The sequence below is a fragment of the Mucilaginibacter sp. dw_454 genome, from assembly GCF_018449775.1.
Lineage (GTDB): Bacteria > Bacteroidota > Bacteroidia > Sphingobacteriales > Sphingobacteriaceae > Mucilaginibacter.
Map to the genome: position 1 here is coordinate 549,341 of NZ_JAAVVB010000001.1, position 16,244 is coordinate 565,584.

The following is a 16,244-nucleotide window of genomic DNA, read 5'->3' on the forward strand; positions in this document are numbered from 1 at the left end:
CTGCTAAAACGACCTTTTGTTTGGTAAAACATAAAAAAATCGAAATAAAAAATTATATAATTTGAATTAATATTGGTTTTTGAATTGAAAATTATTCAAAAAATGAGTTAAATAATTGTTAATTTTTATATTTTTTGTAATAATTCATGTTTTAATGCGATTTTTTTAACTAAACTCTTGTTTTTTATGATTTTGGTCTATAATTTTATGAAAATATTAACAAAGTGATATTTCAACAACGATATTGCTAATGTTTAATAAGAATCATTGCAACAACACTTAATAATTTATAGAAAACAAAGAATCACATTTAACTAATTCTCCAAATCAACAAACAAAATGAAAGTAAAAACACCAAAATTCACCCTGCTAAGCGCGTTTCGCGGATTGACGCGGGAAAAATGGGCGCTGGGAGCGACCATTTTAACTGGAAAGATGATTGGCTTAGGCTTGGTAGTAGCAGCAATGTTCACTATCCCCGGCTTATTGCCATCTGCAGCGCACGCTGCTGCTGCTCCAAAACCAACCGATCTTGAAACTTCAATCGTTAATTCAATTAACACAGTTTGGACATTGGTTGCAGCGTTCTTAGTATTCGGTATGCAGGCTGGTTTCGTTATGCTTGAAGCTGGTTTCGCTCGTAAGAGAGAAACAGTAAACGTATTAATGGAGTGTATTTATGATACCTGTCTTTGCGGTATCTTATTCTACGCTGTTGGTTACGCATTTATGTTTGGACATGGAAACGGATTTATAGGATGGGGCGGCCCGGATGGTAAAAACTGGTTCTTCCTGCAAAACACCCCGGCTACTTACGAAGCTTACGGCGTTCCAATTTTGGCACACTGGATCTTCCAATACGCTTTTGCTGATACCTGCTCTACAATCGTATCGGGTGCAATGATTGGTCGTACTAGTTTCCGTGGCGATATTCTTTACTCTATCGGTATCACTGGTTTCATTTACCCAATTATCGGTCACTGGGCTTGGGGACCTGATGGTTTCTTAGCATTAATGGGCGGCGCCGGTCACTTCTTGCCAACACTAGGCAATGGTTTCCGTGATTTCGCTGGTTCAACAGTAGTACATACCATAGGTGGTATTGCTTCATTAGCAGGTGCAATTGTATTAGGCCCGCGTTTAGGTAGAATCTTCGCCCGCGACGATAAAGCTAAAGGAGGCATGCCACCGGGACACAACATGGCACTGGCTGCTGTAGGTACTTTCATCCTGTGGTTTGGCTGGTACGGCTTTAACCCTGGATCTACATTGTCAGGTATGGACGTACAAGGTATTGGCCGTGTTGCTGCTAACACCACACTTGCAGCTTGCTCTGGTGGTATGATGGCTATGTTATTAGGTTTATGGTTTGGCGCAACCAAAGGTAAATTTGATTTAGGTTACACTTTAAACGGTTTATTAGGTGGTTTGGTAGCTATTACCTGCCCATGCTACTGGGTTAGCCCGCTTGGTGCGCTTGCCTTAGGCGCTATCGCCGGTGCAGTAGTTTATTTATCAATGAACTTTATTGAGTGGTTACGTATAGACGATCCAGTTGGTGCAGTATCAGTACACGGTGCAGCAGGTATCTGGGGTACTTTATCATTAGGTTTATTTGCTTCAGGCCAATACGGTGCTACAGGTCCTTTAGGTGCCGACAACAGCGCTCCGGTAACTGGTTTATTCTACGGTGGTGGCGCTGGTGTGTTAGAAGCACAAGCTATTGGTACATTTACTATTGCTATAGCAGTATTTGTTGTTACCATCACCATGATGTACGTTATCAATGCATTACCTCATCCATGGAAATTACGTATCGAAGAACACGGTGAGCTTGGTGCAGGTGGTATCGATGTGTTTGACCACGGTATGGAAGTTTACCCAAATACTGACGAAGATGTAAGCTTAAGCGGTCTTTTTGACAAAGGCGCTAAAGTTACAGCTTAAGGATTTGAAATAAACATTACAACCCTTGTGCGGCTGATAATGCCACGCTATTATCTACCGTACAAGGGTTTGTTATAACCGGATTTTTCTATCACACACCCTGCCATTTTGGTAGGAAGAATGAAATGGTCAATAAATAATAAAATATAAATTATTGAAGATCAATGGTCAATTTAAGAATGGAGCCTTTGGCAGCCGCTTTGCAGGCCCGATCTTACAAATAATATTAACAATCAAATCAAAACACAACAATTAATCAATTAACACTTATCAATCAAATCATGAAAAAATTATTACTATTAATCCTTGGTGTATCTGCATTTAGCCTGGCCTCAAAAGCGCAGGATACTGTAAAAACTACCAGTGATGCACCCCTGGTAATTTCTGGCTCGGCCGACGTTTATTATAAATACGATTTCTCTGGTCACAAAAATATCCCAACAAGTTTCGCCAGCGATCAAAACTCTCTTTCAATAGGCATGCTTGATCTGGCATTAAAAAAGTCGGTTGGTAAAGCATCTTTCGTGGGTGAGGTTTCATTCGGTCCAAGAGGCCAGGAACAATCAATAGTTGCCGGTGCTGCTAACGATTCTTACCACATCCAAAACTTATATATTTCTTATAATGTTACTGATGCGTTTAACTTAACCGCTGGTTTTATGGGTACGTTTGTAGGCGAAGAAGTAATATCTCCGGTAGGAAACTTTAACTATTCAACTTCATACCTGTTCACTGCCGGTCCGTTTCAAAATGCCGGTTTTAAAGCTACTTACACTTTCTCGCCTGCAGTTAGCTTAATGGCTGGTGCATTTAACGACGAGTGGAACGTATATACTGCTGCTGCAAGAGTTAATACTTTTGGTGCACAGTTAATGGTTGCGCCGGTTAAAGGTTGGACTGCTTATATCAACTTGTTAACAGGTCCTTCTTCAGGCACAATATTAGATTTAACCACCAACTACCAAATTACTGATGCCTTTAAATTAGGCTTAAATGCTGCTAATAAAACAGGTAACGGTGCGGCCAACTATAAAGGCGCTGCATTATATCCACAGTTAGCGGTTTCAAAAGCAGTTACTTTAGGTTTAAGAGAAGAATACTTCAAACTAAGCGACGTAACAGCTGCTGGTGTAACTACTGTAGGAAATTCAGTAATTGGCTCAACTCTTACTGCTAACATCAAATCAGGTCCGTTTACTTTCATTCCGGAAGTTAGATTGGATAACAACAAAGATGTAAACGCCGGTTTTACCAACAAAGATGGTGCACCAACTAAAAGCGCTTCTCAATTTTTATTTGCTGCGGTTTACTCATTCTAATAACAATATCTAGAGATTTCTCTAAAACAGGAGCTGTCCCGACGAAATCGGGGCAGTTTTTTTGGTTTTGGCCGATTTTGACAAAACACTAATTGCAACAATATTGCATTATATTGGCATGTTGATTGAAAATTAAAGGTAAGATTATCAGCTTAATAACTAAAAACGCAATAATGTTGAAAAAATACTAAAAAGCAATATTGTTGCAACAACTGATATTTGGTAAGCGTTATTCTATTAAACTTTAAATTTTAATCACTATGCTTATCTCCAACTTTAATTTGTGCAAGGACGAGTGGCTCGAACTTGTATTTGCTAAACGTAACAAAGAATATGGTGCTTATTACATCAGGCAACATCATTCAGAAATTGTTTTCAGATCATTTATCATTGGCGTATTTGGCGTTGCTGTAATAGTGGGGCTTATCGGTATCGCCATCAGAACCAAGCCTGTTACTGAGGTAATGGTTGTCGCGAAACTCGACCAAATTTATGTTATCCCGCCGGCACCTAAAGCGCAGCCACCCAAACCCATAGTGCAAGCGCCGAAGGCTGCAGCGGCACCCGCTGCTCCAACTACTACCGTTCGATTTGTACCGCCGGTTGTTACGGCAGATCCAATTGCTGAAGAACCTCCGAAACTGGACGAGTTGAAAGCAGCAAATGTTGGCGCCGAAAATGTAAAAGGAACGGGAACCGCGATTAATACCGGCGATGGCACAGACAAGGCATCGACTGGCACTGGTGCCGGGGTTGGCACTGGTGACGATGATGTTAACACACCCTACACCGCTGTTGAAATGATGCCCCAACCTGTTGGTGGCGATGCAGCCTGGTCGAGGTTCTTACAATCAAATATCCATTATCCTGATAAAGCGATGCAGGATGGCGTAAGCGGCAGAGTGCTGGTAAGTTTTATTGTTGAAAAGGATGGACACCTTTCTAATATAAAAGTAGAACGCGGGCCGGGCTACGGATTAGATGAAGAAGCTGCCCGCGTTTTAAAAATTGCCAAAGCCTGGAAACCCGGCATGCAAAACGGTAGAGCAGTGCGTGTTAAATTAACCTTGCCAGTTAGTTTTACTATAAACGACTAGGTTTTTGAGGCGAAAGCTGAAGGCCAAAAGCATAAAAATTTGAACTTTTGAGTATCAGGCTTTCAGCTTTTAGCTTTCGGCTTTCGCCTTTTTTCCCTACTTTTGGGCATCCTTTCAAAAAAACAGACAACATTGGAGACCCAGGAACTTACCACCGTTGAAACCGCCAAAGATTTAGGCTTACTCCCAACCGAATACGAACGCATTATTGAAATCATGGGCCGCGTACCCAACTTTACCGAGCTATCTATTTTCTCTGTAATGTGGAGCGAGCATTGCTCATACAAAAACTCTATTACCTGGCTGAAAACTTTGCCAAAAGACGGCCCGCGCATGCTGGCCAAAGCCGGCGAAGAAAACGCTGGTTTGGTTGATCTGGGCGACGGTATTGGTTGTGCCTTCAAGATCGAATCGCATAATCACCCATCTGCATTAGAGCCTTATCAGGGCGCGGCTACTGGGGTAGGCGGCATTAACCGTGACATTTTCACCATGGGTGCACGCCCAATCGCACAGCTTAATTCATTGCGCTTTGGTGATATCACATTAGACAAAACCAAATGGCTTATTAAAGGTGTGGTTAAAGGCATTAGCCATTATGGTAATGCATTTGGTATACCAACTGTAGGCGGCGAGCTGTTTTTTGACGATTGCTATAACATCAATCCATTAGTTAATGCTTTCTCGGCAGGTATTGTTAAAGCTGGCGAAACCGTTTCGGCAACATCATATGGAGTTGGTAACCCGGTTTACATAGTTGGTTCGGCCACAGGTAAAGACGGGATCCACGGCGCGGCTTTTGCGTCGAAAAATATTACTGAAGATTCTGTGAACGATTTGCCTGCGGTACAGGTAGGGGACCCATTCCAGGAAAAACTATTATTGGAGGCTACTTTAGAAGTTATTAAAACCGGTGCTGTTGTAGGTATGCAGGACATGGGTGCGGCAGGTATTATCTGCTCAAACTCCGAGATGTCTGCCAAAGGCGAGCACGGTATGAAAATTAACCTGGACGCGGTACCAACCCGCCAGGAAAACATGAAGCCTTTCGAAATCTTATTATCTGAGTCACAAGAGCGCATGCTGATTGTGGTGCATAAAGGCCGCGAAAAAGAGGTTGAAGCTGTTTTTGATAAATGGGATCTGAACTGCGCTATCATAGGCGAGGTTACTGATACCAAACGTTTAGAATATTATGCAGGCGGCGTATTAGTTGCCGATGTACCTGCTGATGATCTGGTTTTAGGCGGCGGCGCACCTGTTTATGAGCGCGAGTATAAAGAGCCTGCTTATTTTGCAGAAAATAAAAAATTTAAAATTGAAGATATTGCCGAGCCTCAAAACCTGGTTGATGTGGCCGAGCATTTAATATCTCATCCAAATATAGCCTCGAAACGTTGGGTTAGCGATCAATACGACTCTATGGTAGGTGTATCTACCATGACCACTAACCGCCCGAGCGACGCAGCGGTGGTAAATGTTATTGGCACCAATAAAGCGATTGTTATTACAGTAGATTGTAACTCGCGCTACGTTTATGCCGATCCGCAGAAAGGTACCGCTATCGCCGTGGCTGAGGCTGCACGTAATATTACCTGTGCAGGTGGCGAACCGGTGGCCATTACCAATTGTCTTAATTTTGGTAACCCGTATGTGCCTGAAGTTTACTGGCAGTTTGTGGGTGCCATAAAAGGCATGAGCGAAGCTTGTACCAAATTTGAAACCCCGGTAACCGGTGGTAACGTAAGTTTTTATAACCAATCTACTGATGATGGCCCGGTATTCCCGACGCCGACTATTGGTATGTTGGGGGTGATGGACGATATCTCAAACATCATGACATCAGACTTTAAACAGCCGGATGACCTGGTTTACCTGATTGGTGAGTCTGTAAATGATATTGCTTCTTCTCAATATTTAGCTTCATGGCATAAAGTATTGGCTGCCCCGGCGCCATATTTTGACCTGGATAAAGAATATGCTATGCACCAGGTGGTTAAACAACTGATTCTGCATAAAGTTATCCAGTCTGCACATGATGTGGCCGACGGTGGTTTGTTTATTACTTTAGTTGAGTCGTCTTTACCAAACGGCTTAGGCTTTGAGATAGCTGCCGATGCGAACGTGCGTAAAGATGCTTTCTTGTTTGGCGAAGCACAAGGCAGGGTAGTAGTGAGTATTGCCCCGGCAGATCAGGAACGTTTTATCGAGATGATGGCTACCAGCGAAGTTGAGTTTAGCTTACTGGGTAATGTAACTAATGGCTACCTGAGTGTTGACGAGCAATCTTTTGGCCACGTTACCGATGTTAAATTGGTTTACGATAACGTGTTACATACGATATTGGGCGAGTAATTTAAAAACAATAAGTTGTCATTCTGAGCATAGCGAAGAATCTTATAAAAGCGGCTATTAAGGCGTATAAGATTCTTCGCTATGCTCAGAATGACAAATTGTTAGAAATACTGTGCTAAAACGAATTTCAAAATGTTAAAAGTTAACCGGGTACATCACATTGCTATTATCTGCTCTGATTATGAACGGTCGAAGCATTTTTATACGCAGATACTTGGTTTTAAAATTGTAGCAGAGAATTATCGCGCGGAGCGCAAATCATACAAGCTTGATCTGGCAGTGGGCAACCAATACCAGATCGAGCTTTTTTCTTTTCCGGAGCCAGCCAAACGCCCATCGCGGCCGGAGGCTGCAGGCCTGCGCCATTTGGCTTTTGAGGTAGATAATATTGATGAGGCTATTGCTGCTATTACTGCGGATGGGGTAGAAGTAGAGTCTATCCGCATAGACGAGTTTACCGGCAAACGTTTTACTTTCTTTGCTGACCCGGATGGGTTGCCGATTGAGTTTTACGAGCGGTAGTAAAACCAATTGTCATTGCGAGCGTAGCGTGGCAATCGCAAGTAGAAAAGCATAACGAGAAAAGTTCGCGATTGCCACGCTACGCTCGCAATGACAAATAACATATGCAATGTTCCGTTTCAAACAATTCAATGTAGACCAGACCGGTTGCGCTATGAAGATCAATACCGATGGCGCATTGCTTGGTGCATTGGCTAAAGCATATCAGCCTAAAACCATATTGGATATCGGGACCGGCACGGGCGTAATAGCTTTAATGCTGGCGCAGCGTTTTTCTGACGCGCAGATAGATGCTGTAGAGATCGACGAATTGGCTGCTGAGACAGCCCAACGAAACTTTAACAATTCTCCTTTTGCCGATCGGTTAAGTTTATATACTGATGATTTTGAAGCATTCCTAGAAGATCATCCGCAGAAAAAATATGATTTGATCGTATCCAATCCGCCGTTTTATATCAATTCGCTGGAATCGCCCGGTGAAAAGAAGAGTTTGGCTAAACATGCTGATGCAGATTTTTTTGATAGATTGATTAAGTCGGCTGGCGGACATCTTTCTGATGATGGAGCGTTCTGGTTGATATTGCCTCTGCAAACCGCTGAATTAGTTAAAGTTATCGGAGCGTCAATCGGCCTAAAGCTTCAAAAACAAATCCGAATTTTTAGTTATCCCGACAGCGAAGCGCATCGGAAGATTTTAGTACTCTCGTTCGCAGAAATAAAAGAAAAAGATGACCAGTTTATCATCTACGATGCTCCGAAAGTGTATTCTCAACAATATCAGCTTTTGCTAACGCCATTCTTTACTATTTTTGAATAGATCTAAAATCGAACATCCGATATCCGAAATTAACATGACTCGCATAGGCCTATTATCAGACACCCACAGCTTCCTGGACGACGCCGTCTTCAAACACTTTGAAAACTGCGACGAGATCTGGCATGCCGGTGATTTTGGTAACATAGAGTTAGTCGATAAGCTTACAGCATTTAAACCGCTACGTGGTGTATATGGTAATATCGATGGTAAAGAAATTCGACAAATTTATCCCGAAAATTTACGATTTAAGTGTGGGGATGTTGATGTATGGATGACGCATATTGGCGGCTACCCGGATCGCTATGATCTGCGGATCAGGAATGAAATTTATGCTAATCCGCCGCAATTGTTTATCTCCGGCCACTCGCATATTTTGAAAGTTATTTTTGATAAAAAGATCAATTGCCTGCATCTAAACCCCGGTGCTGCGGGCAAACAGGGTTGGCAAAAAGTACGTACGTTGATGCGTTTTAATATTGATGGCAATAAGATCCAGGATCTGCAGGTTATAGAGCTGGGCGTGAATAAGACACCGTCGAAGGCAGAGTAATATACCTGTCATACTGAGTTATTAAATCCGCTGTATTTTGAAGGGGAAATGACAGATACTTCCACCACGTCATCGTGAGCGTAGCGTGACGATCTCTGACCGGCGTGCTAACCCCGCTTGTCTGGAGATCGTCACGCTCGTACCTCGCTCACGATGACGTGGTGGGGAGGGCTAAATAAATAGTTCTGAACTTGCCCATTATCCACCCCATTCGATTACCTATTTGTTAATCTGTCATTGCGAGGAGGGACGACGAAGCAATCGCACGCGTTCAACTTTTCTCCTTGCGATTGCCGCGCTACGCTCGCAATGACAAATTTGATTTAAAACATGTTAGTCTTAGCCGCTTCCATTTCAAATACCGAATCTATCAGTAATTGTTCTTTACGCTTGCCGGCCGCAACAGCCAGTTCGTCGCAACGCTCATTTTCGGGGTGGCCGTTGTGGCCGCGTACCCAGGTGAATTTGATGTTATGCAGTTTGCTGATGTCGAGATAACGCAGCCAAAGATCCTTATTCTTTTTATCCTTAAAACCTTTTTGGAGCCAGCCGTATACCCAGCGCTTTTCTATGGCGTCGATAACGTATTTGGAGTCGGAGAAGATGGTAACGTCCTGGTTGGGTTTGGTTATAGCTTCCAGCCCTTTGATAACGGCCAGTAGCTCCATGCGATTATTGGTAGTCTTTCTGAATCCTTCCGACAGTTCTTTATAATGCTGCCCCGAACGTAATATCACCCCATATCCACCCGGACCCGGGTTACCACTTGAAGCGCCGTCTGTGTAAATTTCAATCATTAGTTAGTCCATAGACCACGGTCGATAGTCCATAGCCTGGGTTCAAAAATAGAAAAATTAATCTAAGCGTTTACGTTTTAAACGCAGCGAATTGCCGATGACCACAACATCGGAAAATGCCATGGTGAAGGCACCCATCATAGGATTAAGGAAACCTAAGGCCGCGACGGGAATAGCTATGATATTATAAGCAAATGCCCAAAATAAGTTTTGTTTGATGGTGACCAATGTATGCTTGCTGATCTGCAGGAACTTAACCACTGATTGCAAATCGGTATTCAACAAAATAACACGGGCTGATTGTATGGCTATCTGGCTGGCGTCATTCATCGAAACCCCAACGTCGGCTTTGGTAAGGGCAGGAGCATCGTTAATGCCATCGCCAATCATTACCGTTTTGCCCTTTTGTTTATAGATGTCGATGACGGTTAGTTTTTCATCGGGTAGCTTTTCGGCATGTACTTCGGTTATCCCGATAGCTTTGGCCACTTTCTGGCAGCGATTTTGGCGGTCGCCGCTTAGTAGCACCGGTATAATACCCATAGCTTTCAACTCACTAATCAAATTAACGGCTTCGGGTTTGATGCTGTCATCAATAGCGATCTGCGCCAGGGGTTTTTGATTTTTGAAAAGCGATAAGTTAAAATTACCATCGGCAGCCGTTTTACCTGCACCTAAGAAGTAGGTGTTGCCTTCCACATCTTCGGCCCGCATACCCAATCCTCTTTCTTCTGACACGGCTTTTAATATCACCTTGTTCTGTGGCAAGCTTTTTAACTCGCTTACCAGCGATTTAGCAATAGGGTGGTTAGATCGTTCCTCGATAGCTATAATAATGCCTCTAATCTGCTCTATGGTTGCATCAGCCTCAATTTTGATCTCATCTATACTAAACTTGCCGGTGGTTAGGGTTCCGGTTTTGTCAAATACTACATATTTGGTATTAGCAACGGCTTCAATAGTGTCGCCACCTTTTATTAATATGCCGCCCTTGGCCGCACGACCCAATCCCACCATAACTGCCGTAGGCGTAGCTAAACCCATAGCACAAGGACAGGAGATAACCAATACGGCTATGGCGTTCATTAAAGATTGCTGTAAGCCTTTATCGCTCAAAAAGTAAGTGAGCACGAAGGTGAATAATGAAATTAATATCACCGTTGGGACAAATATAGCCGCTACTTTGTCACCCAGTTTTTGAACCGGTGGCTTGGCGGCTTGTGCTTTTTTCATCAGTTCGATGATTTGCGACAGTACGGTATTTGATCCGGTTTTAGTAGCTATCATTCTAAAATTACCCTGAACCAAAATAGTCCCGCCAATAACCTTGTCATATTTAGCTTTATCAACCGGGATGCTTTCGCCGGTGAGCATAGATTCATCTACCGAGGCATCACCCTCTAAAATATCGCCGTCAACCGGTACTTTATCGCCATGATTTACAATCAGGACATCGCCCGGCTTCACGTCGCGCGCGCTGATCACGTCTACAGTGCCATCAATTATACGGTTAGCATTAACCTGTTGAAATTTCACCAGGTCTTTTACTGCTGATGTGGTTTGACTAACCGAGCGCTTCTCGAACACGTTACCCAGCAACACCAACGTGATAATAGTAGCACAGGTTTCGTAAAATTGATATTGCTCGCCCAGGTTTTGCACGGTGCCCACCAAACTATAAACAAATGCCGAGGTTGAGCCGATAAAGATCAACACATCCATATTAGGTACGCCTCCTTTAACCGAATGAAAGGCGCTTTTGCCAAAATGCAGGCATCCCACAATAAAAACAGGCAGGCAAAGCAGCAGCTGCACCATAGGCATATGCAATACATGCCACGGGAAGATCATATGTAAAAGGAGGGGAGCGGTGAAGATGGCGCAGAACAAAAACTTGTTTTCTACCTTCTCATAGAACTTTGGCGCATGCAATGCAGGGTCGTCAACCACTTTAAAACCTAATTGCTCTATACCCTTAATAATCTCTGGCAATTGGGTGTTATTGTCATTGCTGAATTTTACTTCCTCGCCGGCAAAATCAACCAATATGTTATGCAAGCCTTTCTTTTCGAGTAATTTATGTATAGACAGGGCACAGTTATTACAGTGCATCCCGGTTACGTTCAGTTCAATCAGTTGTTCTGTCATGATGTATCAAATTTACCTTATTATTTAGAGCCATTCTAAATGTTAGGGTAACCAAATTGTAATTTTAAATTTTACCTTGATATTAATGACCAAATTTATACATTTGCACTCCCAACACGGTAGATGTAGCTCAGTTGGTTAGAGCATCGGTTTGTGGTACCGAGGGTCGTGGGTTCGAGCCCCATCATTTACCCGGAAGCCTCTCATGAAAATGAGAGGCTTTTTTTGTACTATGAAGACCACGCGCCTAATTGTTCGATTTATAGACTGCGGACAGTGCTGCCACCAACAAGTACCAGAAAAATAAACTTTGATTGACTACCTTAGCTTAATGGGGCGTAAACATATACTTACATTTTGCTTTTTTCTGTTTTCGTGCCAATTGTACGCTCAAACAAACGGTAATTCGTTTTATGTTAAAACTAAATTAGGTATTTCAGAAAGCACATTTACCATCAATGATCAGCTTGCATTTCTTTACGGCATCAGTTATTATGGTGCGCTGGGAGCCAGCCGCCGGTCAATCAGGCAAGATCTTACAGATATAAAAAGATATAAATTTAATTGGATACGTGTGTGGGTTAATTGGGCCGGTGGCAATACCGACATAAGCGCCGTTGACGACGAAGGCTTTGCAGTTAAACCATATATGGACAAATTGAAATGGCTGGTAGGACAGTGCAATCGGCGTGGTATTATTGTTGACATAACACTTGCACATGGGAACAATAAAGATGGCCGTTCATTAAAAACTATCGAGGCTCATCAACACGCTGTAAAGTCTGTTATATCTGCTTTGGGTTTGTACAAAAACTGGTATCTGGATCTTGCCAATGAGCATGATGTAAAAGATGACAGGTATGTAAGTTTTAACGATCTGAAAGACCTGCGAGCGCTGTGCCAGGCGCTCGATAATGATTTGCCGGTTACTGCTTCGGCGGGCGACGATATCAGCAATGCAGATCTGGAAGCTTACCTGGAAACTGTTAAAGTTGATTTTATCAGTCCACACAGGCCAAGAAATGAAGGTTCGGCAATGCAAACCGCATCAAAAACACGTGAATACATTCGTGAAATGGAAGCTTACGGCCATGTAATTCCGGTACATTATCAAGAACCTTTTCGCCGCGGCTATACCATTTGGCAGCCTGACGTAGATGACTACATTGCAGATTTGAAGGGGGCTATAACGGGCGGTGCCGGCGGCTGGTGTTTCCATAACGGCGACCAAAAAGCAGGTAAAGATCAACAACCCCAACGCTCATTTGATATGCACAAACAACGCTTGTTTGGCCAATTGGATAAGGTAGAGTTACTGGCTATTCAAACCATAGCCAGGCAAATTATAAAATAATCAAGGTGTAAATCAAACCTGATACAGCCGTTGTTCTGCCGTTCTTGTTAACATTATTTGGTGGTGATACTGCCCATTTTAGCATATTCCACATCATTAGGTTCCCATAGTTCGATTTTATTACCTTCCGGGTCCATCAGGTGTACAAATTTACCGTAGCTTACTTTTTGTACGGTATCAACCGGCACAATGCCTGAGGTTTTCATTTGAGCCAACAGCTGATCTAACCCTTCTACCCGGTAATTGATCATGAATTGTTTATCAGAAGGGGCAAAGTACGTGGTAGTTTCTTTAAATGCCGCCCATGCGGTAAAACCCTTCTTTGTGCTGTCCATGCCCTGGTGCCATTCAAATGTCGAACCATATGGACTCATTTTGATACCTAAGTTCTTGCTATACCAGGCTTTCAGCGCCTTCGGATCTTTTGCTTTAAAAAAGATCCCGCCAATGCCTGTTACCCTGGGGCCGCTATTGGCCGGGCTGGTTAACCGGCTAAAACCATATCCCAACAAAAAGGCCATACAAAGCAAGCCTATTAATGTTAATTTTTTCATCGTAATCGTTTTAGTCTAAGATAATAAATATTCCTGTTTGTAGTGTGGATAGTCAACTTGGCCTAAATTGTATAATTAATGTCCTTTGAGACAAGTGCGGCAATGTGTAAATTTGATTTATGAATATCAAGGAAGATAGAAAGAAAGTAGTTATAGTTGTCATGACAGCCAATATGCTGCTTGATTTTGCCGGTCCGTCTGATGTTTTTACCAACGCTAACAACATTTTGCAGAGCGTACAAGGTGTAGCTGGTTATGAAGTGCTAATTGTTGCGCCTACAGCAAATCGTAAAGTTGTTGCAGCTACGGGGGTTGAAATCCATTGCCCGTATTCTGTAATGGATATAACAACACCAATTGATACGCTGATCATCGCCGGCAATGATTTCCGCGAAAGTAGTGTTGAATCATTTAGGGAATTCTATCAATGGCTTTCAAAGATCAATGTTTCTAATACGCGGCGAATAGGGTCTGTATGCGGTGGTGCTTTTACGCTGGCAAAAGCTGGTTTATTAGATGGTAAAAAAGTTACCACTCATTGGGATTTGAGTGAGAGACTGAAAAAAGAGTATCCATTGGTGCAGGTGAATGCCAATCATTTCTTTACTAATGATGGCAATATTTATAGCTCGGCAGGGGTGTCTTCGGGTATCGACCTGTCCCTGGCCATGGTTGAAGAAGATTTCGGAAAAGATGTGGCCATACGCGTGGCCCGGAAATTGGTTTTTTACCTAAGCAGGCCAGGCTTTCAAACACAATTTGGCAATCTGCTGCCGGTTTATGAAAGCGAAAACATCGCCAAAAAAATACAGAATTGGTTAAATGAACATCTGCATGAGTCGCTGGATGTTAGCAGAATGGCTGGACATATGAATATGAGTACACGCAATTTCACCCGTGTATTCCATAAAGAAACGGGTATGCCACCCGCCAAATTCATTGAAAAGGTGCGGGTAGAGAAAGCCCGGAAATATTTGGAAGATACAGATATCTCATTAGAAAGAATTGCAGAACAATGCGGCCTGGGTAACCTGGTATCTATGCGCCGAACGTTTTTAAGGCATTTAATGACCACACCATCCGATTATCGGCGGGTATTCCGCACCGCGTTAAAGGACGCAGGAATAGAGGACCTGCTGATACACCCAGGGATAGAAGACGGCAACACCGTTTAATTATTTTACAGGCAAAATGCCTAAAGCGCACCAGTTAGCAATGGGCGCCAAAGGGCGGGTATTAACTTTTTTACCATTAAATATAAAGAATATGAAAATTGCAATCAATGGATTCGGCCGGATAGGCAGAATGACTTTAAGAGCTTTACAGCAGCAATCGGCTGTTGAAGTTGTAGCTATAAACGATCTTACCGATGTGCAAACACTGGCACATTTATTAAAATATGATACCGCACATGGTCGTTTTCCCGGCGATATTGCCACCGAGGGCGATACGCTGATAGTTAACGGAAAATCGATAACCATGCTCAAAGAAAAAGACCCTGAGAAATTACCATGGGCATCGCTTGGGATTGATGTGGTGATCGAGTCGACCGGGCGTTTTACGGATAAAAGCAGTGCACAATCACATATCAATGCCGGTGCGAAAAAGGTATTGATAACTGCGCCTGCAACAGGCGGTGTAAAAACTATTGTACATGGCGTTAATAATGAGTTAATTGGTGGAGATCAGATCTATTCGACCGCCTCTTGTACAACGGGTAGTATAGCCCCGGTGTTAGCGATATTGGATAAAGAATATGGCGTAGAATCGGGTTTTATGGTGACAGTTCACGCTTTTACATCAGATCAGAATTTACAGGACGCACCCCATAAGGACTTGCGCCGTGCCAGGGCGGCCTCTTATTCTATCATCCCCACAACTACCGGTGCAGCTAAAGCCATAGGCAATGTTTTGCCAAACCTGCTGGGAAAAATGGATGGTTATTCGTACCGGGTGCCGGTTATTGATGCTTCTATTGTCGATCTTTCTATCAACCTCAAAAAAGAAGTAACTATTGACGAGATCAATACCAAGTTTAAAGAGTACGCCGGTGGCTCTCTTAAAGGTATTCTGGAGTATACCGAAGAACAATTGGTCTCGTCTGATATATTAGGTAATACGCATTCTTCAATCGTCGACGGCAGTTTAACCAAGGTGTTGGGCAAAATGGTTAAAGTAGTGGCCTGGTATGATAATGAAGTAGGTATATCCAACCGGATTGCCGAATTGGTGTCGCTGATATAATAAAAAAGCCTCTCCTGAAAATGAGAGGCTTTTTTTATGTGGTCTATTTGGCGCTTTTTCTGTTGGCTACAATGCGCTCGCGGTGTTGTGTGCCCCATTCCTTAAGCTCGTGTAATACGTTATATAGTGTACGGCTATAGCCGGTCAATTCGTAAGTAACCATAACCGGTGTGGTAGAATATACATTACGCACAACAAACTCATTTAGCTCCAGTTCTTTTAATTCTTTAGATAATATCTTAGGGGTGATATCGCCTAACGAGCGTTGCAGATCTTTAAAACGTGCAGGCCCCTCTGTAAGCGCAAATATCAATGGCAGTTTCCACTTGCCATTCAATACATACAATGCATCCCGTATACGTGCTACACCATCGGCGCAGTTGATTTCAACGCAGGGGCTGGCAACCTCTTCTTGTGTTTCAGCATCAGTTTTCATACCTGGCAAAGATAAGCACTATCCCAAAGGATACCGGTATCCTTTGGGATAGTAGTATCTTTTTGAAAGCTGGGGTAGGTAGGTTTGTCTTGTACAAATAAAAA

14 protein-coding genes and 1 tRNA gene are annotated in these 16,244 nt (G+C 42.9%); 11 read left to right on the plus strand and 4 right to left on the minus strand.

The window, feature by feature from the left end:
• Positions 1–339: 339 nt before the first annotated feature.
• From HB679_RS02510 to HB679_RS02540, 7 genes are all read left to right on the plus strand, one after another.
• A complete protein-coding gene (locus HB679_RS02510; protein WP_214070357.1) occupies positions 340–1,947 on the plus strand; it encodes an ammonium transporter in 1,608 nt (535 codons plus the stop codon).
• A 281-nt stretch (positions 1,948–2,228) separates the two neighbouring features.
• Complete coding sequence (locus HB679_RS02515) at positions 2,229–3,266, plus strand: outer membrane beta-barrel protein (RefSeq protein WP_214070358.1); 1,038 nt, start codon at positions 2,229–2,231, stop codon at positions 3,264–3,266.
• A gap of 260 nt (positions 3,267–3,526) precedes the next feature.
• On the plus strand, positions 3,527–4,363 hold the full coding sequence (locus HB679_RS02520; RefSeq protein WP_214070359.1) for an energy transducer TonB: 837 nt from the start codon (positions 3,527–3,529) through the stop codon (positions 4,361–4,363).
• Between the two features lie 132 nt (positions 4,364–4,495).
• A complete protein-coding gene (purL, locus tag HB679_RS02525) occupies positions 4,496–6,718 on the plus strand; it encodes a phosphoribosylformylglycinamidine synthase subunit PurL (RefSeq protein ID WP_214070360.1) in 2,223 nt (740 codons plus the stop codon).
• A 132-nt stretch (positions 6,719–6,850) separates the two neighbouring features.
• Positions 6,851–7,240: a VOC family protein gene (locus HB679_RS02530; RefSeq protein WP_214070361.1), complete on the plus strand. Its 390-nt coding sequence runs from the start codon at positions 6,851–6,853 to the stop codon at positions 7,238–7,240.
• 109 nt (positions 7,241–7,349) lie between these two features.
• Positions 7,350–8,057, plus strand: a complete 708-nt coding sequence (locus HB679_RS02535) for a methyltransferase (RefSeq protein WP_214070362.1) — start codon at positions 7,350–7,352, stop codon at positions 8,055–8,057.
• A gap of 34 nt (positions 8,058–8,091) precedes the next feature.
• Positions 8,092–8,607, plus strand: a complete 516-nt coding sequence (locus HB679_RS02540; protein ID WP_214070363.1) for a metallophosphoesterase family protein — start codon at positions 8,092–8,094, stop codon at positions 8,605–8,607.
• Positions 8,608–8,930: 323 nt separating this feature from the next.
• Here HB679_RS02540 and rnhA read toward each other — a convergent pair whose 3' ends face one another.
• Positions 8,931–9,404 carry a ribonuclease HI gene (rnhA, locus tag HB679_RS02545; RefSeq protein ID WP_214070364.1) on the minus strand — a complete coding sequence of 158 codons (474 nt, stop codon included), beginning with the start codon at positions 9,402–9,404 and terminating at the stop codon, positions 8,931–8,933.
• Between the two features lie 57 nt (positions 9,405–9,461).
• Positions 9,462–11,552: a cation-translocating P-type ATPase gene (locus HB679_RS02550; protein ID WP_214070365.1), complete on the minus strand. Its 2,091-nt coding sequence runs from the start codon at positions 11,550–11,552 to the stop codon at positions 9,462–9,464.
• Positions 11,553–11,671: 119 nt separating this feature from the next.
• Here HB679_RS02550 and HB679_RS02555 point away from each other — a divergent pair.
• Together HB679_RS02555 and HB679_RS02560 are read left to right on the plus strand one after the other, a co-directional pair.
• Positions 11,672–11,745: transfer RNA gene (locus HB679_RS02555), tRNA-His, on the plus strand.
• A gap of 189 nt (positions 11,746–11,934) precedes the next feature.
• Positions 11,935–12,906 carry a hypothetical protein gene (locus HB679_RS02560; RefSeq protein WP_214070366.1) on the plus strand — a complete coding sequence of 324 codons (972 nt, stop codon included), beginning with the start codon at positions 11,935–11,937 and terminating at the stop codon, positions 12,904–12,906.
• A gap of 53 nt (positions 12,907–12,959) precedes the next feature.
• Here the strand turns inward: HB679_RS02560 and HB679_RS02565 are convergent, their stop codons facing one another.
• Positions 12,960–13,460, minus strand: a complete 501-nt coding sequence (locus tag HB679_RS02565; protein ID WP_214070367.1) for a VOC family protein — start codon at positions 13,458–13,460, stop codon at positions 12,960–12,962.
• Positions 13,461–13,579: 119 nt separating this feature from the next.
• Here HB679_RS02565 and HB679_RS02570 point away from each other — a divergent pair, with 119 nt between their 5' ends.
• Positions 13,580–14,635 carry a helix-turn-helix domain-containing protein gene (locus HB679_RS02570; protein WP_214070368.1) on the plus strand — a complete coding sequence of 352 codons (1,056 nt, stop codon included), beginning with the start codon at positions 13,580–13,582 and terminating at the stop codon, positions 14,633–14,635.
• A gap of 91 nt (positions 14,636–14,726) precedes the next feature.
• Positions 14,727–15,704, plus strand: coding sequence for a type I glyceraldehyde-3-phosphate dehydrogenase (gene gap / locus HB679_RS02575; protein ID WP_214070369.1), 978 nt, complete (start codon positions 14,727–14,729; stop codon positions 15,702–15,704).
• A gap of 43 nt (positions 15,705–15,747) precedes the next feature.
• Here the strand turns inward: gap and HB679_RS02580 are convergent, their stop codons facing one another.
• Positions 15,748–16,140, minus strand: a complete 393-nt coding sequence (locus HB679_RS02580) for a helix-turn-helix domain-containing protein (protein ID WP_214070370.1) — start codon at positions 16,138–16,140, stop codon at positions 15,748–15,750.
• Positions 16,141–16,244 lie beyond the last annotated feature (104 nt).